The organism is Streptomyces sp. NPDC059679 (genome assembly GCF_042734105.1).
In the GTDB taxonomy this organism is placed as follows: domain Bacteria; phylum Actinomycetota; class Actinomycetes; order Streptomycetales; family Streptomycetaceae; genus Streptomyces.
Genome location: NZ_JBHWES010000060.1, coordinates 35,327 through 56,247, shown reverse-complemented (window position 1 = coordinate 56,247; position 20,921 = coordinate 35,327). Strand labels below are relative to the sequence as shown.

Below are 20,921 nucleotides of genomic sequence, written 5' to 3'. Positions count from 1 at the left end.
AACATCGGAAAGCGACCGGTTGTATCGTCGAGATGGTCAACACCCGCCAAGGCTGGCGCTATTTAGTCAATGTTGAATCATGTATCAGGGGACGGCAGATCGTGACTGTGCGGAACGAGGAGCTCGGTGACCTTGAGGTCTGGATCGACCAGGATCTGTGCACGGGCGACGGGATCTGCGCCCAGTACGCACCCGAGATCTTCGAACTCGACATCGACGGTCTAGCTTACGTCAAGAGCGCCGACGACGAATTGCTGCAGGACCAGGGCGCGACGACACGCGTCCCGCTGCCCCTGCTCACCGAGGTCGTGGACTCCGTCAAGGAGTGTCCCGGTGAGTGCATCCACGTACGGCGAGTGTCCGACCGGGTCGAGGTGTACGGGCCCGACGCCGAGTGATCGATCAGACGGTGATCGATCAGACACTGCCCGGAACCGGCAGGGCCTTGAGGACGAACTTGCCGTCCTTCCACTGCCAATTGACTTCGCGCTGAAGGTCCGGACAGCAGCGCGCCACCTGCTCCGAGGAGTAGCCGAGCAGAGTGGCCGAAACCTTGGTTCCGCGCAGCGCGAAATCCTTGATGCTCATCCCTTCCTTGGGATCCAGGAAGGTGGCGACGATCCGCGGCCTCGCCGGGCCGCTGCCGCCGCTCTTGCCGGCCTTCCCGCTGTCGTTGCCGCCCTCGCTGTTCTTGCCGTCCGGCTGGGCCAGCACATACATGCCGCTGGGCGGGGTGCCGGTCTCGGAGTGGCAGCGCACCACGGCCACCGTCTCCGGCCGCCCGTCACCGTCCAGATCGCCCGAGGCGCGGTCCGTGACGTCCAGTTTCGCCGGGCCGCAGTCCACGGGGTAGTCCGCGGCGGTGGGGTCCGGGGCCTTGACCACCGGGGCGCCCGATCCCGGTGCGGAGGCCGTGGAGGTGTCCGTCGTGGCCTTGGCGTCGGAGGGCTGGAGCACCGCGGCCCCGGCGACGACGGCGGCGAGGGCGGCCGCTGTCGCGAGCCAGTGCACCGGCCGGGGGTGGGTGTGCGGGAGGTCCGGGCCCAGAGGCAGCACGCGGCGTGACTCCTGTGAGAGCGGTGGCGTCGGGGGGTGCCCCGCATAGTGCCACATCTCACAGCGCGCGGCCACCGCCTCCCCGGGCAAATCCCGGCGGAAGTCGGTGGCCGCGCCCAGGTGTTGGTGCGGGGTTGGCGGTACGGGCTGGGTCTGTCGTCAAAGGGGGCGTCCGGCCGCGAGCGGCGTCTGGTGCGGTACATCGCAAGGCGGAGCGTCGCCCTCGTACTGGGCGTACTTGGGCGATGCGACAACGCAGCGAGGTGCCGTGCCGGGCGTCGGGAGCAGGGCGCTCCCTTTGACGACAGGCCCTGGGTCAGCCGCGGTCGGCGGAGCCGTTCGTGGCGCTGTCCGCGCCCGCGGCCGTCCCGCCGCCGTTGCCCCAGCCCGCGTAGTCCTCGCCGTAGGCGCCCTTGGCGGGCCTGCGGCGGCGCAGCGGGGGCTCCACGCCGTCCGCGAGGCGGCGGGCGGTGAGCAGGAAGCCGGTGTGGCCGATCATGCGGTGGTCGGGGCGCACCGCAAGGCCCTCGACGTGCCAGGTGCGGACCATGGTCTCCCAGGCCGCGGGCTCGTTGAAGGTGCCGTGCTCGCGGATGGCCTCGACGGTGCGGGCCAGCTGCGTGGTGGTGGCGACGTACGCGCACAGGATGCCGCCGGGGACCAGCGCCTTGGAGACGGGGCCCAGGCACTCCCAGGGGGCCAGCATGTCCAGGATGACGCGGTCGACGTCGGTGTCGGAGAGATTGTCCTGAAGGTCGCCGACGGTGAGCCGCCAGGCGGGGTGCGGGGCGCCGAAGTAGCGCTCGACGTTCTGCTTGGCGATCTCGGCGAAGTCGGCCCGGCGCTCGTAGGAGTGCAGCATGCCCTGGTCACCGATGGCACGCAGCAGGAAGGTGCTGAGCGACCCCGAGCCGACGCCCGCCTCGACGACGCGCGCGCCGGGGAAGATGTCGGCCATCGCCAGGATCTGCCCCGCGTCCTTGGGGTAGACCACGGCGGCACCGCGTGGCATGGACAGGACATAGTCGGGGAGCAGGGGGCGCAGCGCGAGGTACGCGACGTTTCCCGTGGTACGCACGACGGTTCCCTCAGGGGCACCGATCAGCTCGTCGTGGGGGAAGGAACCCTTGTGGGTGTGGAAGTTCTTCCCGGCCTCGAGCGTGAAGGTGTAGTGGCGTCCCTTGGGGTCGGTGAGCTGGACCTGGTCCCCGACCTGGAAGGGCCCGCGACGGCGGGCGGCACCGGTCGGTTCGGACATGTGGCCAGCCTACCGGGCCTGCGGGGACGCTCCGACCGCCGGTCCGGTAAGGCTCGATCCGGTAAGCCTCAAGAAGGCGTCCGCGCCATCGCGGCCACGAAGGCGCGCTCGACGTCTGCCGTCGACAGGACGCCGTAGATCTCCCCGGTGTCCTCGACCACCAGGTACTCGGTGGCCGGGGTGGCACGCAGGGTGTCCAGCAGCTCCTCGCCGGTGAGTTCGGCGGAGACTCGCATGCCCTCCTTGAGGTCCTGGGCGAGGCCGCTGACCGCGACCCAGGGGCGGCGGTGCTCGGGGACCCCGACGATGGCCGCCTCGCGCACCACGGCGGTGGGTGCGCCCTGGCCGTCGACCACGACGAGGGCCCGCGCCCCGGCCTCGTTCGCGCGGCGCAGCGCCTCCGAGAGGGGGGTGTCCGCCGCGACCGGGACGGCTCGCCGGGTGAGCGTACGGGCCCGCAGGTCCGGAAGGCGCTCGCGCAGCCGGGCCATGCGCAGGCTGTTGCCGGCGCCGGTCCAGATGATCGCGGCGAGTATGGCGGCGAGCAGCGCGTCGGTCAGCGAGTCGACGCTGCCGAAGCCCTCGGCCTCGTCGCCGAACCCGCCGGTCTGGGTGGCCAGCGGCAGGCCCACCAGCACGGCGACCGCGAGCGCCCGGCCGGTCCAGGCCGCGGCGATGGTGCCCGTCATGGGCTTGCCGCTGATCTTCCAGACGACGGCCCGCAGCATCCGGCCGCCGTCCAGGGGGAGGCCCGGCAGCAGGTTGAAGGCGGCCACGATGAGGTTGGAGATCATCAGCCCGGCCAGCAGCACCCCGACCACCGTGTCCGGCTCCACGAGCAGCATGCCCAGGTAGAACAGGCCGGAGAGGATCAGGGAGAGCAGCGGGCCGACGAAGGCCAGGACGAACTCCCGGCCGGGCGTCTCGGACTCCTTCTCGATCTCCGAGACGCCCCCGAAGAACTGGAGCTGGATCCGGCGCACCGGGAGCTTGAAGCGCAGCGCCGCGACGGTGTGGGCGAGCTCGTGGACCAGCACGGAGGCGTAGAAGGCCACCGCGAAGAAGAGCGAGACGATGTAGCGCGCGGCGCCCAGTTCCGGCAGCACCCGCTCCAGTTGGCCGCCGAAGACCCAGGTGATGAGCGCGGCGACCAGGAACCAGCTGGGCGAGACGTATACGGGCACACCGAACGGCCGGCCCATCAGGAAGCCGCCGCCCGCCTCACGGGGGCGCTGCGGCTTCTCGCCCTCGGGCTCGGTCGTCCGGTCCGATCCCCCGCTGTCGGACTGCCGCTGCCCGCTGTTTTCCACGGTGTCCCCTCGTCGGATGCGCGGTTCGCACCCCTTCTTCGGTATGGTCCCCACGATCATGCAGTGCGAGGACCTCGGACGTCGATGGTATGCGTCCGGCTGTCGGTGGCGGGCCGTAGGGTCTGCGCCATGGGAACCTCCACCGGGAAGGCCGAACGGGCCGATCGGACGCCGCAGTCCGGTCGGTCCTCCGCTGTGCCGCCGGCCGCGTCGCCGTCGAAGCCGTCCTTGTCGCCGTCGCGCGCGGCGGACTTCATGCAGTGTCCGTTGCTGTACCGCTTCCGAGTGATCGACAAACTGCCGGAGAAGCCGAGCGCCGCCGCGACCCGGGGCACGGTGGTGCACGCGGTGCTCGAGCGTCTGTTCGACGCCCCGGCCGCGGAGCGCACCGCCTCGCGCGCCCGCTCGATGGTGCCGGGCGAGTGGGAGCGGCTGCTGAAGGCGCGGCCGGAGCTGACGGAGCTGTTCCGTACGGAGGACGGCACGGAGCAGCCGGAGCGGCTGGAGCAGTGGCTGGCGGATGCCGAGCGGCTGGTCGAGCAGTGGTTCTCGCTGGAGGACCCGACGCGTCTGGAGCCCGCCGAGCGGGAGCTGTATGTGGAGACGAAGCTGGAGGGCGGGCTGACGCTGCGCGGCTATATCGACCGGGTGGACGTCGCGCCGAGCGGCGAGGTGCGGATCGTCGACTACAAGACCGGCAAGGCGCCCGCCCCGCAGTACGCGGCGGGGGCGCTGTTCCAGATGAAGTTCTACGCCCTGGTGCTGTGGCGGCTGCGGGGGGCGGTGCCGCGCCGGCTCCAGCTGGTCTATCTGGGCAGCGGGGATGTGCTGACGTACGACCCGGACGAGTCGGATCTGCTGGCCGTGGAGCGCAAGGTGCGGGCCCTGTGGGAGGCGATCTCGGAGGCGATGGAGACCGGCGTCTTCCTGCCGCGCCAGACCAAGCTGTGCGGCTGGTGCGACCACCAGGCGCATTGCCCGGAATTCGGTGGGACTCCCCCGCCTTATCCGGCGGCCACCGTGCCCGCGCAGTCCGGCAGAATGGGGCAGGTCTAGCGGTCCAGCGAAGGAGAACCTGTGGCTATCCGCGTCCTACTGGTCGACGACCAGCCGCTGCTGCGCACCGGCTTCCGGATGATTCTCGAGGCGGAGCAGGATCTCGCGGTCGTCGGCGAGGCGGGGGACGGTCTGCAGGCCCTGGATCAGGTGCGGGCGCTGCAGCCGGATGTGGTGCTGATGGACATCCGCATGCCGCGGATGGACGGTGTGGAGGCGACCCGGCAGATCACCGGCCCGGGCCGGGACGGTCCGGCCAAGGTCCTGGTCCTGACCACCTTCGACCTGGACGAGTACGTGGTGGAGGCGCTGCGCGCGGGGGCCAGCGGCTTTCTGCTCAAGGACGCGCCCGCCCATGAGCTGGTGCAGGCGATCCGGGTGGTGGCGGCGGGCGAGGCGATGCTGGCGCCGAGCATCACCCGGCGGCTGCTCGACAAGTACGCCGGGCATCTGCCGTCCGGCGAGGAGCCGGTGCCGGACACGCTGCACACCCTCACCGAGCGCGAGGTGGAGGTCCTGAAGCTGGTCGCCAAGGGGCTGTCCAACGCGGAGATCGCCGCGGATCTGTTCGTCAGCGAGACGACGGTGAAGACCCATGTGGGGCATGTGCTGACGAAGCTGGGGCTGCGGGACCGGGTGCAGGCCGCCGTGTACGCGTATGAGAGCGGGCTGGTGCGCCCCGGCGCGCAGTAGCGTGCAAGCCCTCCGCTTCGCTTCAAGACGCGTCTGCGCACACCGAGGCGCCGAGGCGCACCGACGTACGCAGGGCAAGACCGAGGGCCGTATCCCCCGCCGCCTCCTGGCGGTGCGGGATACGGCCCTCGGTGCTGCTACCCGGGTCCGAGTCGGCTCAGCCGTCGCTGGTGCGGCCGAGCTCCCACAGCTGGAGCATGCTCGAGGCGTCGAGCAGGTACTCGGTCCCCACGACGCCGTCGCGGGCGGCCACGTACTGCTTGCCCTGCCACAGCGGCAGATACGGCACATCGCCGGCGACGAGGTTCTGGATCTTCTGGAGATCCTTGACCGCGAGGGCCCGCTGGGCCTCCTGCCGGGTCCTGGGGATCAGCTCGTCCTCGATGGTCTTGTTGTGGTACGGGGAGTTGAGCCAGTTGTCCTTGGTGAGGAACGGCGCGACGTAGGTGTCCGCGTCCGGGAAGTCGGGCAGCCAGCCCATGCCGTAGACGGCGTACTCCCGCTTGACGACGGCCGGGCGGAACTCGGTCCACTTGACGCCCTTGATCCTGACCGAGAACAGCCCGCTGGCGTTCAGCTGGGCCTGGAGTTTCTTGAACTCCAGGGCCGTCTCAGGGCCGTAGTGGTCGGTGGTGTAGGCCAGCGTCAGCTGCACCGGGGTCTCGATGCCGGCCTGCTGCAGCAGATCGCGCGCGGCGCCGACGTTCGGGTCGCCGTACTCGTTGTGGAACGAGTTGGTGTGCGAGGTGATGTTGTTGGGGACCATCGAGTACAGCGGTTCGGCGGTCCGCTTGTACACATCGCGCACCAGCGCCTGGCGGTCCACGATGCGCGCGATGGCCTGGCGGACGGCCTTGTTCTTCACCACCGGGGCCGAGGTGTCGAAGACGAGGTAGCGGATGCCCTGGCCGGAGGTCTCCTGGAGCTGGATGCCCTTGATACCGGTGGTGTCCATCCGCTCGATCTGCTCGGGCGAGAAGCCTCGGTTGACGACGTCGACATCGCCCTTGGTCAGGGCCTTCTCCATGCTCTTGGCGTCGTCGAAGAAGCGCATCTCGAGCTTGTCGCTGCGCGGCTGGATATCGCCCTGGTACTCGGAGTTCTTGGTGAAGACCACCTTCGTCAGCCGGTTGTTCTCCACCTCGGTCTTCGCCGTGTACGGGCCGGAGCCCACCATGTCGAAGCCCTTCTGCACCGCGTCCTTCTTGTAGACCTCGCTGTCGAGGATCGCCGCGGCGGGCGTGGTGAGCTTCGACGGGAACGTGGCGTCCGGGCTGGAGAGGTGGATGACGACCTCGCGGTCGTTGGGGGTCTCCACCTTGTCCACGTTGGACAGCAGGGACCACACCCCGCTCTGGTCCTTGATCCGCAGCACCCGCTCCAGCGAGAACTTCACATCGGCAGAGGTCAGATCGTGGCCGTTGGAGAACTTCAGCCCCTTGCGCAGCTTGCAGCGGTACTGCTCGCTCTGCCGGTCCTGGAAGCCGCACTGTTCGGCGGCGTCGGGGATGGGGTCGGTGCCGGAGCGGGGCAGTCTCATCAGCGTCTGGAAGGTGCTGTGCAGCACGCTCCAGGAGGCGAAGTCATACGCCTGGGCCGGGTCCAGCGGCGCGGTCGCAACTTTCGAGGCCTCGATGCGGTCGGTGCTCCCCACGACGATCGCCCCGTCGTCCGACCCTGCGCCGTCGGTACCGCCGCACGCGGCGAGCGTGGAGGTCATCAGTCCCGCCAGGACCGGCAGCACCAGCGACTTACGGTTCATTCTCGGGAGTCTCCCTGCGATCGATCAACTACTCGCGAAGAGATTAGTCCGCGGCGCCAGCCCTACTGGAACACAACGAAGTTGAGGCGTTATCACGCCCCGATAACATGTAACGGTTCACCGATATCCGGACGCCATCACGTTTCCACTGACATGCCATCAATCCGGACACATGGGTCCGCACAAATCGGACCAGACGGGACTCGAAGCAGACCCCTCGCCACCCCGTCGACGGCCGGCGCGGTGAGAAACATCACTTCTCCCGCCATGCCGCTGGGTAAGCGGAATTAGGGCCGTCTATTTCCCGGCCTGTCCTTAACCGAAATACGCTCGGTGCGCGATCAGTGCATTCCGGTGATCAGAGTGCGCAAAAACGGGACGTCGACTTCTTCCAGCGAGCCGACGACCGTACGCCCCACGGCAGGCTCGATCATCACCAGCGACGGCACGGCCACCACCTGGCATCCGGCCGCCTCGGCCGCCGTCACGCCGGTCACCGTGTCCTCCACCACCACACAGCGCGCCGGGTCCGCGCCCAGCCCCGCGGCGGCGAAGAGATACGGGTCCGGGTGCGGCTTGGTCCGGCCGATGTCGTCGCCCGCGACCGTGAGCGCGAAGTGCTCCGGGCCGATCGAGCGCAGCACCGACTCCATCACCCGCCGGTGGGAGGCCGAGACCAGCGCGGTGGGCACGCCGTGCGCAACCAGCTCGGTGAGCAGCCTGCGGGCGCCCGGGAGCAGCGGCACGGTGCCGTCGATCAGCTCGGTGAAGCGGCTGTTCAGCAGTCCGGTCAGCTCGGCGAGCGCGATGTCCGCACCGGTGGCCTGGATCAGGAAGGAGGCGCTGCGGGTCATGGGGCCGCCGACGACCACCTCGCGGTACTCCTCGGCGAGCGCATGGCCGAGCTCGGCGAAGATGGAGACCTCCGTGTCCCACCAGATGCCCTCGGTGTCGACCAGGGTGCCGTCCATGTCGAGCAGGACGGCTTGCAGGGCGGAGCCTTCGGCCGTACGAGGGTCGACGGCGGGGATGCTGCTGGTCATCCGATCACCTCCGGGAGAGGGGCACGGAGGCCGGCCGTCTTCCGCGGTTCTCGCGACTCTCGCGGTTCTCGCTGGCTTCGCGGTTCTCGCTGGTTTCGCGGTTCTCACGATGCGGAAGACGACCGGCCTCTACCGGATCGACCAGTGTACGACGGCCCGCCGCGCGACGCCCGACGGCTTCCCGCCGATCGCCGCGGAGCGCGACGGGCCCGTCACCGTGCGTTGAAGTACTTGGCTTCCGGGTGGTGGATGACGATCGCGTCGGTGGACTGCTCGGGGTGCAGCTGGAACTCCTCCGAGAGCTTGACCCCGATGCGCTCCGGGCGCAGCAGGTCGGCGATCTTCGCGCGGTCCTCCAGGTCGGGGCAGGCCCCGTAGCCCAGGGAGAAGCGCGCGCCGCGGTACTTGAGGTCGAACATGTCGGTGACGTCCGCGGGGTCCTCGGACGCGAAGCCCAGCTCGGCGCGGACGCGGGCGTGCCAGTACTCGGCAAGCGCCTCCGCCAGCTGCACGGACAGCCCGTGGAGCTCGAGGTAGTCGCGGTAGGAGTCGGCGGCGAACAGCTCGGCGGTGGCCTCGCCGATCTTCGAGCCGACGGTGACGACCTGCAGCCCGACCACATCGGTTTCGCCGGACTCCTCCGGGCGGAAGAAGTCCGCCAGGCACAGCCGCCGGCCGCGCCGCTGGCGCGGGAAGGTGAAGCGGGTCAGCTCGCTGCCGTCCTCGCCCAGCAGGACCAGGTCGTCGCCCTTGGACACACACCGGTAGTAGCCGTGGACGACGGCCGCCTCCAGCAGGTTCTCGGTGTGCAGCTTGTCGAGCCAGCCCCGCAGCCGCGGCCGGCCTTCGGTCTCCACCAGCTCCTCGTAGCTCGGCCCCTCGCCGGTACGGGCCTGCTTGAGGCCCCACTGGCCCTTGAACAGCGCGCCCTCGTCCAGCCAGGACGCGTAGTCCGCCTGCTGGATGCCCTTGACCACGCGGCTGCCCCAGAAGGGCGGGGTGGGCACCGGGTTGTCGGTGGCCACGTCGGAGCGGACCGGCCCCTCATCCGGCTCCGCCACCTCGACGGCCGCCGCCGCGCGCTTGGGGACCCGGCGCTGCTTGAGCTCGGGCAGGGTCGCGCCCGGTACGCCGCGCTTGACGGCGACCAGCGCGTCCATCAGCCGCAGGCCCTCGAAGGCGTCGCGGGCGTAGCGGACCTCGCCCTCGTAGATCTCGTGCAGGTCCTGTTCGACATACGCCCGGGTCAGCGCCGCCCCACCGAGGATGACGGGGTATTCGGCGGCCAGCTTGCGCTGGTTCAGCTCCTCCAGGTTCTCCTTCATGATCACCGTGGACTTCACCAGCAGCCCGGACATTCCGATCACATCGGCGCGGTGCTCCTGCGCGGCGTCCAAAATGGCCGAGACCGGCTGCTTGATGCCCAGGTTGACCACGTTGTAGCCGTTGTTGGACAGGATGATGTCGACGAGGTTCTTGCCGATGTCGTGGACGTCGCCGCGGACCGTGGCGAGCACGATGGTGCCCTTGCCCGCCCCGTCGCTGTCCTCGGACTTCTCCATATGCGGCTCCAGATGGGCCACCGCGGTCTTCATCACCTCGGCGGACTGGAGGACGAATGGCAGCTGCATCTGCCCGGAGCCGAAGAGGTCGCCGACGACCTTCATGCCGTCCAGCAGGGTTTCGTTGACGATGTCCAGGGCGGGCCGCTCCCGCAGGGCCTCGTCCAGGTCGGCCTCCAGGCCGTTGCGCTCGCCGTCGATGATGCGGCGCTTGAGGCGCTCCTCCAGCGGCAGTGCGGCCAGCTCCTCGGCCTTGCCGGCCTTGAGGGACTTGGCGGTGGCGCCCTCGAACAGCGCCATCAGCTTCTGCAGTGGGTCATACCCCTCGCTGCGGCGGTCGTAGATCAGGTCGAGGGCGGTGGTGACCTGCTCCTCGTCGAACCGGGCGATCGGCAGGATCTTGGAGGCGTGCACGATCGCCGAGTCGAGGCCCGCCTTGACGCATTCGTCGAGGAAGACGGAGTTGAGCAGGATGCGGGCGGCCGGGTTGAGGCCGAAGGAGATGTTCGACAGGCCCAGCGTGGTCTGCACGTCCGGGTGGCGGCGCTTGAGCTCGCGGATCGCCTCGATGGTTGCGACGCCGTCCTTGCGGGACTCCTCCTGGCCGGTGCAGATGGTGAAGGTCAGGGTGTCGATCAGGATGTCCGACTCGTGGATGCCCCAGTTGCCGGTCAGATCGGCGATCAGCCGCTGGGCGATCTCGACCTTCTTCTGCGGGGTGCGGGCCTGGCCCTCCTCGTCGATGGTCAGCGCGATCAGCGCGGCGCCGTGCTCCTGGGCCAGCCGGGTGACCTTGGCGAAGCGCGACTCGGGGCCGTCGCCGTCCTCGTAGTTGACGGAGTTGATGACCGCGCGGCCGCCCAGCTTCTCCAGGCCGGCGCGGATGACGTCGACCTCGGTGGAGTCCAGCACGATGGGGAGGGTGGAGGCGGTGGCGAAGCGGCCGGCCAGCTCCTCCATGTCGGCGACGCCGTCCCGGCCGACGTAGTCCACGCACAGGTCGAGCAGGTGGGCGCCCTCGCGGATCTGCTCGCGGGCCATCTCCACGCAGTCGTCCCAGCGGCCTTCCAGCATGGCCTCGCGGAACTTCTTCGAGCCGTTGGCGTTGGTCCGCTCGCCGATCGCCAGATACGAGGTGTCCTGACGGAACGGCACGGTCTGGTAGAGGGAGGCGGCGCCGGGCTCGGGGCGCGGGGTGCGCTCGGTGGGGGTCAGCTCGCGGACCCGCTCCACGACCTGGCGCAGATGCTCGGGCGTGGTGCCGCAGCAGCCGCCGACCAGCGACATCCCGTACTCGCGCACAAACGTCTCCTGGGCGTCGGCCAGCTCGCCCGGGGTGAGGGGGTAGTGCGCCCCGTCCTTGCCCAGCACCGGCAGGCCGGCGTTCGGCATACAGGACAGCGGGATACGGGAGTGGCGGGCCAGATAGCGCAGGTGCTCGCTCATCTCGGCCGGGCCGGTCGCGCAGTTCAGACCGATCATGTCGATGCCCAGCGGCTCCAGCGCGGTGAGCGCGGCGCCGATCTCCGAGCCGAGCAGCATGGTGCCGGTGGTCTCCACCGTGACCGAGCAGATCACCGGGGCGTCGGAGCCCGAGGCGTCCAGGGCGCGGCGGGCGCCGAGGACCGCGGCCTTGGTCTGCAGCAGGTCCTGGGTGGTCTCCACCAGCAGGGCGTCGGCGCCGCCGGCGATCAGGCCCTCGGCGTTCGCCTGGTAGGCGTCGCGCAGCACGGTGTACGGGGCGTGGCCCAGTGTCGGCAGTTTGGTGCCGGGGCCCATGGAGCCGAGCACCCAGCGGGGGCGTCCGTCGGCCGCGAATCCGTCGGCGACCTCGCGGGCGACCCGGGCGCCGGCCTCGGACAGCTCGTAGACCCGGTCGGAGATCTCGTACTCCCCCAGCGCGGCGTGGTTGGCGCCGAAGGTGTTGGTCTCCACGCAGTCGACGCCGGCCTCGAAGTACTCCGTGTGGACCGAGCGGACGATATCGGGGCGGGTGATGTTGAGGATTTCGTTGCACCCCTCGAGCTGCTGGAAGTCCTCGAGGGTGGGGTCCTGGGCCTGGAGCATCGTCCCCATCGCGCCGTCGGCGACCACCACGCGGGTGGCGAGGGCCTCGCGGAGTGCGCGGACCCGGTCGGCGGGGTCGGTGGCTGCGGACATAGGCGTATGCGAGGCCATGGGTGAACTCCCTGGGTGCGACGGCTGTCGGCTTTGCGCCCTCCTCGGCGGAGGGCGCACCAAGCCAGAGTAGCCGCCGGGGAGCTTTCGGCGAGTGGTGTTCCACGTGACGGGACAGCTCGCATGGGGCGGGATGGGCGGCGGATGGGTGCCGCCCGCGGAGGGTCTGTGATCGTTTACCCTTTCCCCGCTGTACCACGGGGTCGGCATGGACCGATAGTGTTCAGCATTGTCGAACCGTAGTGTCAGGAGGGGTGCGCGATGGCACGGACCATCCAGTCGCTCGAGCGGGCTGCCGCGATGCTGCGTCTGCTCGCCGGGGGCGAGCGCCGTCTGGGGCTGTCAGACATCGCCTCGTCGCTGGGGCTCGCCAAGGGCACCGCGCACGGCATTCTGCGCACGCTCCAGCAGGAGGGCTTCGTCGAGCAGGACGAGGCGTCGGGCCGCTATCAGCTGGGCGCCGAGCTGCTGCGCCTGGGCAACAGCTACCTGGACGTGCACGAACTGCGCGCCCGCGCCCTGGTGTGGACCGACGACCTGGCGCGCTCCAGCGGGGAGAGCGTGTATCTGGGCGTGCTGCACCAGCAGGGCGTGCTCATCGTCCACCATGTCTTCCGCCCCGACGACAGCCGCCAGGTGCTGGAGGTCGGCGCGATGCAGCCGCTGCACTCCACGGCGCTGGGCAAGGTGCTGTCCGCGTACGACCCGGTGGCGCACAGCGAGGCGGCCGAGGCCGAGCGCGAGGCGTTCACGCCCCGCACGGTGACCTCCATGGCGGGCTTCGAGTCGGTCCTGGACCTGACCCGGGCGCGCGGCTGGGGCTCGGACGTGGAGGAGACCTGGGAGGGCGTGGCGTCGATCGCCGCCCCGATCCACAACCGGCGGCGGATGCCGGTGGGCGCGGTGGGTGTCGCCGGAGCGGTGGAGCGGGTGTGCAAGGAGGGCGAGCTGCGCTCCGATCTGATCGCCGCGGTGCGGGACTGCGCACGGTCGGTTTCCCGCGATTTGGGCGCCAGTCGCTTCTGAGAGTTACCGGCCGGTATCGGTCGGTTCACCCCCGCTCATCCCGGTACGAGTTTTCAGTCACACGACCCTTGACCTCAACCTTCACCGTGCAGAAAACTGCCGTTCGTCGGTCGGCATTGTCGAACATCTGACGACAATATTCGCTAAGGTGTGACTCGCCGCGGGCCGACCAGCCCTCACCGAGGGGGCGCGGACCATCGGTTGATTCCCGTGGTACGGCGCTTCCCGGTGTCCATCTGGACGAAGGACAAAGGAGTCGCGGGTGTCCAGCTCCGACATCTTCATTGGCGAGACCATCGGTACCGCCGTACTCATCCTGCTCGGCGGTGGTGTGGTCGCCGGCGTTGTCTTGAAGCGCTCCAAGGCGTTCGGCGCGGGTTGGCTGGCCATCACCTTCGGGTGGGGCTTCGCCGTACTGACCGGCGCGTATATCTCGGCCCCCCTGTCCGGGGCACATCTCAATCCCGCTGTGACGCTGGGCCTCGCGATCGAGGGCGGCACCGAGTGGAGCGATGTGCCGATCTATGTGCTCGGTCAGATGACCGGCGCCATCATCGGGGCCACCTTGGTGTGGGTCGCCTACCTGGGCCACTTCCAGGCCCATCTGACCGACCGCGAGATCGTCGGCGGCCCCGGCGCCCAGGACACGGCCAAGGCCGCCGCCCAGGCGACGTCGGACGCCGGCCCGGTGCTCGGCATCTTCTCCACCGGCCCCGAGATCCGCAACACGGTGCAGAACCTGGCCACCGAGATCATCGCCACGACCGTCCTGGTGCTGGCCATCCTCACCCAGGGTCTGAACGGGGACGGCCACGGCCTGGGCGTCATCGGCGTGCTGATCACCTCGCTGGTCGTGGTCGGCATCGGCCTCTCGCTCGGCGGACCGACCGGCTACGCCATCAACCCGGCCCGTGACCTCGGTCCCCGTATCGCCCACGCCCTCCTGCCGCTGCCCAACAAGGGCGGCTCGGACTGGGGCTACGCCTGGATCCCCGTCGTCGGCCCGCTCATCGGCGGCGCCATCGCCGGCGGCATCTACGAGATCGCCTTCGCCTAGCCCTAACCCCATTCCACCCCCTCTTGACGCGCAGGAGAGCCGCACACCATGACCGACACCCACTCCACCGGCCCGTTCATCGCAGCGATCGACCAGGGCACCACCTCGAGCCGTTGCATCGTCTTCGACCGGGACGGCCGCATCGTCTCGGTCGATCAGAAGGAGCACGAGCAGATCTTCCCCAAGCCCGGCTGGGTCGAACACAACGCGACCGAGATCTGGGAGAACGTGCAGGAAGTTGTCGCCGGAGCGATCAGCAAGGCCGGTATCACCTCCGCCGATGTGAAGGCGATCGGCATCACCAACCAGCGTGAGACCACGCTGCTGTGGGACAAGAACACCGGCGAGCCGGTGCACAACGCCATCGTCTGGCAGGACACCCGCACCGACGCCCTGTGCCGCGAGCTCGGCCGCAACGTCGGCCAGGACCGGTTCCGCCGGGAGACCGGTCTGCCGCTCGCCTCGTACTTCGCGGGCCCGAAGATCCGCTGGCTGCTCGACAACGTCGAGGGGCTGCGTGAGCGCGCGGAGGCCGGCGAGATCCTCTTCGGCACCATGGACTCCTGGGTGATCTGGAACCTCACCGGCGGCACCAACGGAGGCGTGCACGTCACCGACGTCACCAACGCCTCCCGCACGCTGCTGATGAACCTCCAGACCCTCGACTGGGACGAGCGCATCCTGTCCTCGATGGAGATCCCGGCGGCCGTGCTGCCCGAGATCCGCTCCTCCGCCGAGGTGTACGGGACCACCGCCGAGGGCGTCCTCGCGGGCGTGCCGGTGGCCTCCGCGCTCGGTGACCAGCAGGCCGCCCTCTTCGGCCAGACCTGCTTCTCCGAGGGCGAGGCCAAGTCGACCTACGGCACCGGAACGTTCCTGCTGATGAACACCGGTGCCAAGCCCGTCAACTCGTACAACGGCCTGCTGACCACCGTCGGCTACCGCATCGGCGACCAGAAGCCGGTGTACGCCCTCGAGGGCTCGATCGCCGTCACCGGCTCGCTGGTGCAGTGGATGCGCGACCAGATGGGGCTGATCAACAGCGCGGCCGAGATCGAGACCCTGGCCAGCTCGGTCGAGGACAACGGCGGCGCCTACTTCGTGCCGGCCTTCTCCGGTCTGTTCGCCCCCTACTGGCGGGCCGACGCGCGTGGCGTCATCGCGGGTCTGACCCGCTATGTCACCAAGGCCCACATCGCGCGCGCCGTGCTCGAGGCCACCGCCTGGCAGACCCGCGAGATCGTCGACGCGATGACCAAGGACTCCGGCGTCGAGCTCACCGCGCTCAAGGTCGACGGCGGTATGACCTCCAACAACCTGCTGATGCAGACGCTCTCCGACGCCCTGGACGCGCCCGTGGTGCGGCCGATGGTCGCCGAGACCACCTGCCTCGGCGCCGCCTACGCCGCCGGTCTGGCCGTCGGCTTCTGGCCGGACACCGAGGCGCTGCGCGCCAACTGGCGCCGCGCCGCCGAGTGGACCCCCCGTATGGACGCGGATGTCCGCGACCGCGAGTACAAGAACTGGCTCAAGGCCGTTGAGCGGACCATGGGCTGGATCGAAGACGAGGAGTAAGCAATGACCACCCTGCAGAGCGTCCCGGCCCTCGGGACGCACCCGGCTGCCGGCTCTCTTCCGAGCCGCGCCGAAACCCGGGAACAGCTGGCCAAGGCAACGCACGACCTCCTGGTGATCGGCGGCGGCATTCTGGGCATCACCACTGCCTGGCACGCGGCCCAGTCGGGACTGCGGGTGGCCATGGTGGACGCCGGCGACTTCGCCGGCGCCACCTCCTCGGCCTCCTCCAAGCTGCTCCACGGCGGTCTGCGCTATCTGCAGACCGGCGCGGTCAAGCTGGTCGCCGAGAATCACTTCGAGCGGCGCGCGGTCTCCCGCAGCGTCGCCCCCCACCTGGCGAATCCGCTCACCTTCTACCTGCCGGTCTACAAGGGCGGCCCGCACGGCGCGGCCAAGCTCGGCGCGGGCGTGTTCGCGTACTCGGCCCTCTCCGCCTTCCGGGACGGCGTCGGCCATGTGATCAGCGCCGACAAGGCCGCACGGGACGTCCCCGAGCTGCGCACCGACGGCCTCAAGGCGGTCGCGGTGTACGGCGACGGCCAGATGAACGACAGCCGTATGGCCCTGATGACGGTGCGGGCGGCCGTCGAGGCCGGCGCGACCGTGCTCAACCACGCCGAGGTGGTGGGGCTGCGGAAGACCGACGGCCGGGTCACCGGCGCGGAGCTCCGGGACCGCCTGGACGGGACCGAGTTCGGAGTGAACGCCCGTCTGGTGCTGAACGCCACCGGTCCGTGGGTGGACCACCTGCGCAGGATGGAGGACCCGAACGCGGCCCCCTCCATCCGGCTCTCCAAGGGCGCGCACCTGGTCCTCAAGCGCACCGCGCCGTGGCGGGCGGCGCTGGCGACCCCGATCGACAAGTACCGCATCACCTTCGCCCTCCCCTGGGAGGACATGCTGCTGCTGGGCACCACCGACGAGGCGTACGAGGGCGACCCGGCCGATGTCCGGGTGAACGAGCAGGACATCGCCCAGATACTCGACGAGGCCGCCTTCTCCATCCGGGACCAGCAGCTGTCCCGCGACCTGATCACCTACTCCTTCGCCGGTCTTCGGGTGCTGCCCGGCGGCCCCGGGGACACCGCCAAAGCCAAGCGGGAGACGGTCGTCACCGAGGGCCGCGGTGGGATGCTCTCCATCGCGGGCGGCAAGTGGACCACCTTCCGCCACATCGGCCGCACCGTGATGAACAAGCTCGCGCAGCTGCCGGGCCACCCGCTCGCGGACGATATGGAGCCCATATCCCAGCTGCCCAAGCACGTCCCGCTGCCGGGCCTGGCCAACCCGCACGCGGTCGCCCACCGGCTGCTGGTGGACGGCGGCACCCCCGGCCCGCGGATGGCCGCGGACACCGCGCGCCACCTGGCGACGCACTACGGTTCGCTCTCCTTCGACATCGCGCGGCTGGCCAACGAGGACCCGGCGCTCGGTGAGCGGATCCACCCGGACGCGCCGGAGATCTGGGCCCAGGTCGTCTACGCCCGCGACCACGAGTGGGCGCAGACGGCGGACGATGTGCTGCGCCGCCGCACCACCTTGACGATCCGCGGACTGGACGGCGACGAGGTGCGCGCCCGGGTCCAGAAGCTGCTGGACCAGCGCGCGGTCTGACGAACCCGGCCCGTACGTCGCCCGTAGGCCCGTACGCCCGTACTCCCGAGGGGGAGGCTCCGCCGTGGAGCCTCCCCCTCGGCCGCTGCGCCAACTGACTCGCCAGTAAAAAATCAATGAATCGCTCTTGCGTTCTTCGATGGCGCGCGCATCAATAACAGCGCCCCGCCTGACGTCACGTCAGGAACGGTGGCGGTCTGCGCGAGGCCCGAGCCGCAGCCCCGCGTGATCTCACCCCCCGCACCGCGCACACGTACGCAGCGACGCGCCCTCGGGCGCGCCCGGGATCCCGCCGTGTCTCATGTGCGCCGCTCCACGCAACAAGTCAACAAGCAACAAGCACTGACGCGGCTAGGCAGGCACTTCCCCCACACCGGAAGGCAATCCCATGAGACGCATGAAACTCGGGATCGGCACGGCACTGGGAGCAGCGGGAATGGCCATGGGCGCGCTCGCGCTCGCGCCGAGCGCGAGCGCGGTCGACCCGACCACCGCGACCCTCACGGCCGAGTGCGGAACTTACGGCTCCGGCCTGGCCACCCTCACGGCCACGCAGAGCGGGACCTCCGCGACGATCACCCTGTCCTCGGGCGCCATCAAAGCTCCCATCGACGTTCCGGCGAACTCGGTCAACTCGACGCTGACCCTGTCGAAGAACGGCTCCGGAACCACGACGTTCACCGGCAACTCCAACCCGGCCATCAAGACCGGGGCCGACGTGACCACCGGTCCGCTCAAGGGCACGGTCGCCGCCGGTGACAAGCTCGAGGCCAAGTCGCTGAAGCTGGTGATCTTCGGTCTCATCACGGTGAACTGCACCGCCACCTCGGCCCAGTCGCCGGGTCCGTTCACCTTCTGATCGCGTACAGCGCACCCCAGGCACCCCATGTGATCGCCAGCGGACCGGCGTCCACCCCGGCAGGGGACGCCGGTCCGTTCGGCGTGCCATGCTGCCCTCGTCGACGAGCAGCCGACGTCAGGCGCCATAATGGGGGCAGACATCGGATGTCTGAACCGGGGAGGTCCATGATGGCGGTCACCGACGAGGCGATCGAAAAGATCAAAGGCATGATCGTCTCGGGTGCGCTGCGCCCGGGTGACCGGCTTCCCAAAGAGAGCGAACTCGCCGCCGAGCTGGGCCTGTCCCGCAACTCGCTGCGCGAGGCGGTGCGCGCCCTGTCGCTGATCCGGATCCTGGACGTGCGCCAGGGCGACGGTACGTACGTCACCAGCCTGGACCCGCAGCTGCTGCTGGAGGCGCTGAGCTTCGTCGTCGACTTCCACCGCGACGACACGGTGCTGGAATTCCTCGCGGTCCGGCGCATCCTGGAGCCCGCGGCCACCGCGCAGGCCTGCGCCCGGATCAGCGACGCCACGCTCGACGCGCTGGCCGCGCAGCTCGACGCGCTCGGGCCGGAGCCGTCGGTGGAGGAGCTGGTCGCCTGCGACCTGGAGTTCCACCGGGGCATCGTCCAGGCCTCCGGCAACTCGGTGCTGTGCTCGCTGCTGGACGGCCTGTCCGGGCCCACCACCCGCGCCCGCGTCTGGCGCGGACTGACCCAGGAGGACGCGGTCAGCCGCACGCTGCACGAGCACCGGGCGATCCTGGGCGCGCTGCGGGACCGCGACGCGGAGGCGGCGCGGTCCTGGGCGACGGTGCATGTCGCGAGCGTGGAGCAGTGGCTGCGCTCGACGCTGTGACGGGACGCTCGGGCCGTACGCGGTGAGGCTTGGGCGTTCGGGCCGTACGCGCCTGGGCGTCCAGGCGGCGCGTACGCGGCGCTACACCTTCAGACCGTACGCACGGGCCGCCGTGCCCCCGAACACCGCCGCCCGCTCCGCCTCCGTGAGGCGGAGCGTGGCGCGGCCGGCCAGGTCGACCACCTGGTCGTAGGACGCGGCCAGGGTGCACACCGGCCAGTCGGACCCGAAGAGCACCCGGTCGGGGCCGAAGGCGTCCAGCACATGCCAGGCGTAGGGCAGCACCTGCTCGGGCTGCCAGCCGTCCCAGTCGGCCTCGGTCACCAGGCCGGAGAGCTTGCAGACGACGTTCGGCAGGGCCGCCAGCTCGGTCAGCTGCCGGTCCCACGGGTCGCGGGCGCCGCTCGCGACGGGCGGCTTGGCCGCGTGGTCGAGGACGAAGCGCACCTCGGGCAGGTCGCGGACGACGTCGATGGCCGCGGGCAGCTCGCGCGGGGTGACCAGCAGGTCGTAGGCGAGGTCCGCCCCGGCCAACTGGGTCAGCCCCCGGCGGACGTCGGGGCGGTCCAGCCACCGCTGGTCCGGCTCGTCCTGCACCTGGTGGCGCAGGCCGGCGAGGCGGTCGCCGCCGGGCGCGGCGCGCAGGGCCGCGAGCACCTCGGGCAGGCCGGGGTCGGTGAGGTCGGCCCAGCCCACGACGCCCGCGACACGGTCCGACGCCTCGGCTGTGGCGAGGAGTTCCAGCGTCTCCTCGTGCGAGGAGCTGGACTGGACGACGACGGTCGCGTCGACGCCGTGCGCGGCGAGGTGCGGCTCCAGGTCGTCGAGGGTGAACGTACGGCGGATCGGGTCGGCCCAGGGGCCGTCCATCCACGGCTGTTCGCGGCGGTCCAGGTCCCACAGGTGGTGATGGGCGTCGATGCGCGGCACGGAGGGGCGCTCCTCGGGATCGGCGGCGGGTCGGCGGTCGGACAACAGGCGGTCGGTCGGTGCGGTTCAGTCAGCGGGCGGCCGGCAGGGGGACATCCTCGTCGAGCAGGCCCCGGTCCACCAGGGCCGGCCACAGCTCGTCCGGGATGTCGTGGCCGAACATCTCGGCGTTGTCCCGCACCTCCTCCGGCGAGGCGCAGCCGACCACCGCCGCGGCCACGGCCGGGTGGCCGAAGGGGAAGCGCAGGGCCGCCGCCCGCAGCGGTACGCCGAACTCGCCGCAGACCGCGGCCAGCTGCCGGGCGCGCTCCAGCATGTCGGGGGGCGTCCGCTCGTAGTTGTAGTGCGCGTCCGGGCTCGGGTCGGCGAGCAGCCCGGAGTTGTAGACGCCGCCGACCACCACGGAGGTGCCGCGCCGCTCGCACACCGGCAGCAGGTCGTCGTAGGCGGTGCGCTCCAGCAGGGTCCAGCGGCCGGCGCACAGCACCACGTCGACGTCGAGGTCGGCCACGAACCGGGCGAGCACATCGCTGTGGTTCATGCCGAAGCCGATGGCGCGTACGCGCTTCTGGTCGCGCAGCTCGGCCAGGGCCGGGAAGGCGGTCTCATAGACCTCGCGGATGTGGTTTTCCACATCGTGGAGGTAGACGATGTCCACGCTCTCCAGGCCGAGGCGGTCCAGCGAGGACTCCAGGGTGGCGCGGATCCCGTCCCGGGTCAGTCGCCACTCGCGGACGCGGTCCGGGGTGTCCACAAAGCCCTGGGCATCGACCGGCTCCTCCGGCTTCCGGGGCCGCAGGGCGCGCCCCACCTTGGTGGAGACGGTGTACGAGGCGCGGTCGCGGCCCGTCAGCGCGCGGCCAAGGCGCTCCTCCGACAGGCCGACCCCATAGTGCGGCGCGGTGTCCATATAGGTGCATCCGGCCTCGAAGGCGGCCTGGACGGTGGCCAGGGCGCGCTCGTCGGGCATGGTCGTGTACAGATTGCCCAGGGGCGCGCAGCCGAGCCCGAGCGCCGGTACGTACACGCCCGTGCGCCCGAGCTCACGCGGCCCTCCGGCCCCAGGTGGCTGCGCCATGGGTCACCCGTCCTTCTGG

General features: G+C 70.3%; 17 protein-coding genes. 9 read left to right on the top strand and 8 right to left on the bottom strand.

The window, feature by feature from the left end; genetic code table 11:
• The first annotated feature begins 107 nt into the window (after window positions 1-107).
• Window positions 108-398: a ferredoxin gene (locus ACFV2X_RS42070; RefSeq protein ID WP_358645491.1), complete on the top strand. Its 291-nt coding sequence runs from the start codon at window positions 108-110 to the stop codon at window positions 396-398.
• Between the two features lie 19 nt (window positions 399-417).
• On the opposite strand, the gene ACFV2X_RS42065 is transcribed toward ACFV2X_RS42070, so the two are convergent.
• The 3 genes from ACFV2X_RS42065 to ACFV2X_RS42055 all read right to left on the bottom strand — a co-directional run bounded on the left by ACFV2X_RS42065 (window position 418) and on the right by ACFV2X_RS42055 (window position 3,684).
• A complete protein-coding gene (locus ACFV2X_RS42065) occupies window positions 418-1,056 on the bottom strand; it encodes a hypothetical protein (protein WP_385626597.1) in 639 nt (212 codons plus the stop codon).
• Between the two features lie 316 nt (window positions 1,057-1,372).
• Window positions 1,373-2,314 carry a tRNA (adenine-N1)-methyltransferase gene (locus ACFV2X_RS42060; RefSeq protein WP_385626595.1) on the bottom strand — a complete coding sequence of 314 codons (942 nt, stop codon included), beginning with the start codon at window positions 2,312-2,314 and terminating at the stop codon, window positions 1,373-1,375.
• Window positions 2,315-2,382: 68 nt separating this feature from the next.
• Window positions 2,383-3,684, bottom strand: a complete 1,302-nt coding sequence (locus ACFV2X_RS42055; RefSeq protein ID WP_385626594.1) for a site-2 protease family protein — start codon at window positions 3,682-3,684, stop codon at window positions 2,383-2,385.
• Window positions 3,685-3,753: 69 nt separating this feature from the next.
• Here ACFV2X_RS42055 and ACFV2X_RS42050 point away from each other — a divergent pair, with 69 nt between their 5' ends.
• Both ACFV2X_RS42050 and ACFV2X_RS42045 read left to right on the top strand, forming a co-directional pair.
• Window positions 3,754-4,680 carry a RecB family exonuclease gene (locus tag ACFV2X_RS42050; RefSeq protein ID WP_385626593.1) on the top strand — a complete coding sequence of 309 codons (927 nt, stop codon included), beginning with the start codon at window positions 3,754-3,756 and terminating at the stop codon, window positions 4,678-4,680.
• Window positions 4,681-4,701: 21 nt separating this feature from the next.
• Window positions 4,702-5,373: a response regulator transcription factor gene (locus ACFV2X_RS42045; RefSeq protein WP_014181038.1), complete on the top strand. Its 672-nt coding sequence runs from the start codon at window positions 4,702-4,704 to the stop codon at window positions 5,371-5,373.
• A 157-nt stretch (window positions 5,374-5,530) separates the two neighbouring features.
• Here ACFV2X_RS42045 and ACFV2X_RS42040 read toward each other — a convergent pair whose 3' ends face one another.
• From ACFV2X_RS42040 to metH, 3 genes are all read right to left on the bottom strand, one after another.
• On the bottom strand, window positions 5,531-7,135 hold the full coding sequence (locus ACFV2X_RS42040; protein ID WP_385626592.1) for an ABC transporter substrate-binding protein: 1,605 nt from the start codon (window positions 7,133-7,135) through the stop codon (window positions 5,531-5,533).
• Window positions 7,136-7,476: 341 nt separating this feature from the next.
• On the bottom strand, window positions 7,477-8,178 hold the full coding sequence (locus tag ACFV2X_RS42035; protein WP_385626591.1) for an HAD family hydrolase: 702 nt from the start codon (window positions 8,176-8,178) through the stop codon (window positions 7,477-7,479).
• A gap of 212 nt (window positions 8,179-8,390) precedes the next feature.
• Window positions 8,391-11,918 (bottom strand): methionine synthase, encoded by a 3,528-nt coding sequence (gene metH / locus ACFV2X_RS42030; protein WP_385626589.1) that lies wholly within the window; start codon window positions 11,916-11,918, stop codon window positions 8,391-8,393.
• 261 nt (window positions 11,919-12,179) lie between these two features.
• Between metH and ACFV2X_RS42025 the strand changes: the two genes are divergently transcribed.
• The 6 genes from ACFV2X_RS42025 (at window position 12,180) to ACFV2X_RS42000 (ending at window position 18,894) form a co-directional block, all read left to right on the top strand.
• Entirely contained in the window at window positions 12,180-12,944 is a 765-nt protein-coding gene (locus tag ACFV2X_RS42025; RefSeq protein ID WP_385626587.1) for an IclR family transcriptional regulator, read from the top strand.
• Window positions 12,945-13,206: 262 nt separating this feature from the next.
• The gene (locus tag ACFV2X_RS42020) at window positions 13,207-14,001 is read left to right on the top strand and encodes an MIP/aquaporin family protein (protein WP_385626586.1); all 795 of its coding nucleotides are present in this window, start codon (window positions 13,207-13,209) and stop codon (window positions 13,999-14,001) included.
• 48 nt (window positions 14,002-14,049) lie between these two features.
• Window positions 14,050-15,576, top strand: a complete 1,527-nt coding sequence (gene glpK, locus ACFV2X_RS42015) for a glycerol kinase GlpK (protein WP_385626585.1) — start codon at window positions 14,050-14,052, stop codon at window positions 15,574-15,576.
• 3 nt (window positions 15,577-15,579) lie between these two features.
• Complete coding sequence (locus ACFV2X_RS42010; RefSeq protein ID WP_385626584.1) at window positions 15,580-17,193, top strand: FAD-dependent oxidoreductase; 1,614 nt, start codon at window positions 15,580-15,582, stop codon at window positions 17,191-17,193.
• Window positions 17,194-17,581: 388 nt separating this feature from the next.
• On the top strand, window positions 17,582-18,052 hold the full coding sequence (locus ACFV2X_RS42005) for a hypothetical protein (RefSeq protein ID WP_385626583.1): 471 nt from the start codon (window positions 17,582-17,584) through the stop codon (window positions 18,050-18,052).
• A gap of 170 nt (window positions 18,053-18,222) precedes the next feature.
• Complete coding sequence (locus tag ACFV2X_RS42000; RefSeq protein ID WP_014181029.1) at window positions 18,223-18,894, top strand: FadR/GntR family transcriptional regulator; 672 nt, start codon at window positions 18,223-18,225, stop codon at window positions 18,892-18,894.
• Window positions 18,895-18,975: 81 nt separating this feature from the next.
• Here the strand turns inward: ACFV2X_RS42000 and ACFV2X_RS41995 are convergent, their stop codons facing one another.
• Entirely contained in the window at window positions 18,976-19,824 is an 849-nt protein-coding gene (locus ACFV2X_RS41995; RefSeq protein WP_385626621.1) for an amidohydrolase family protein, read from the bottom strand.
• Window positions 19,825-19,894: 70 nt separating this feature from the next.
• Complete coding sequence (locus ACFV2X_RS41990; protein WP_385626582.1) at window positions 19,895-20,902, bottom strand: aldo/keto reductase; 1,008 nt, start codon at window positions 20,900-20,902, stop codon at window positions 19,895-19,897.
• Window positions 20,903-20,921 lie beyond the last annotated feature (19 nt).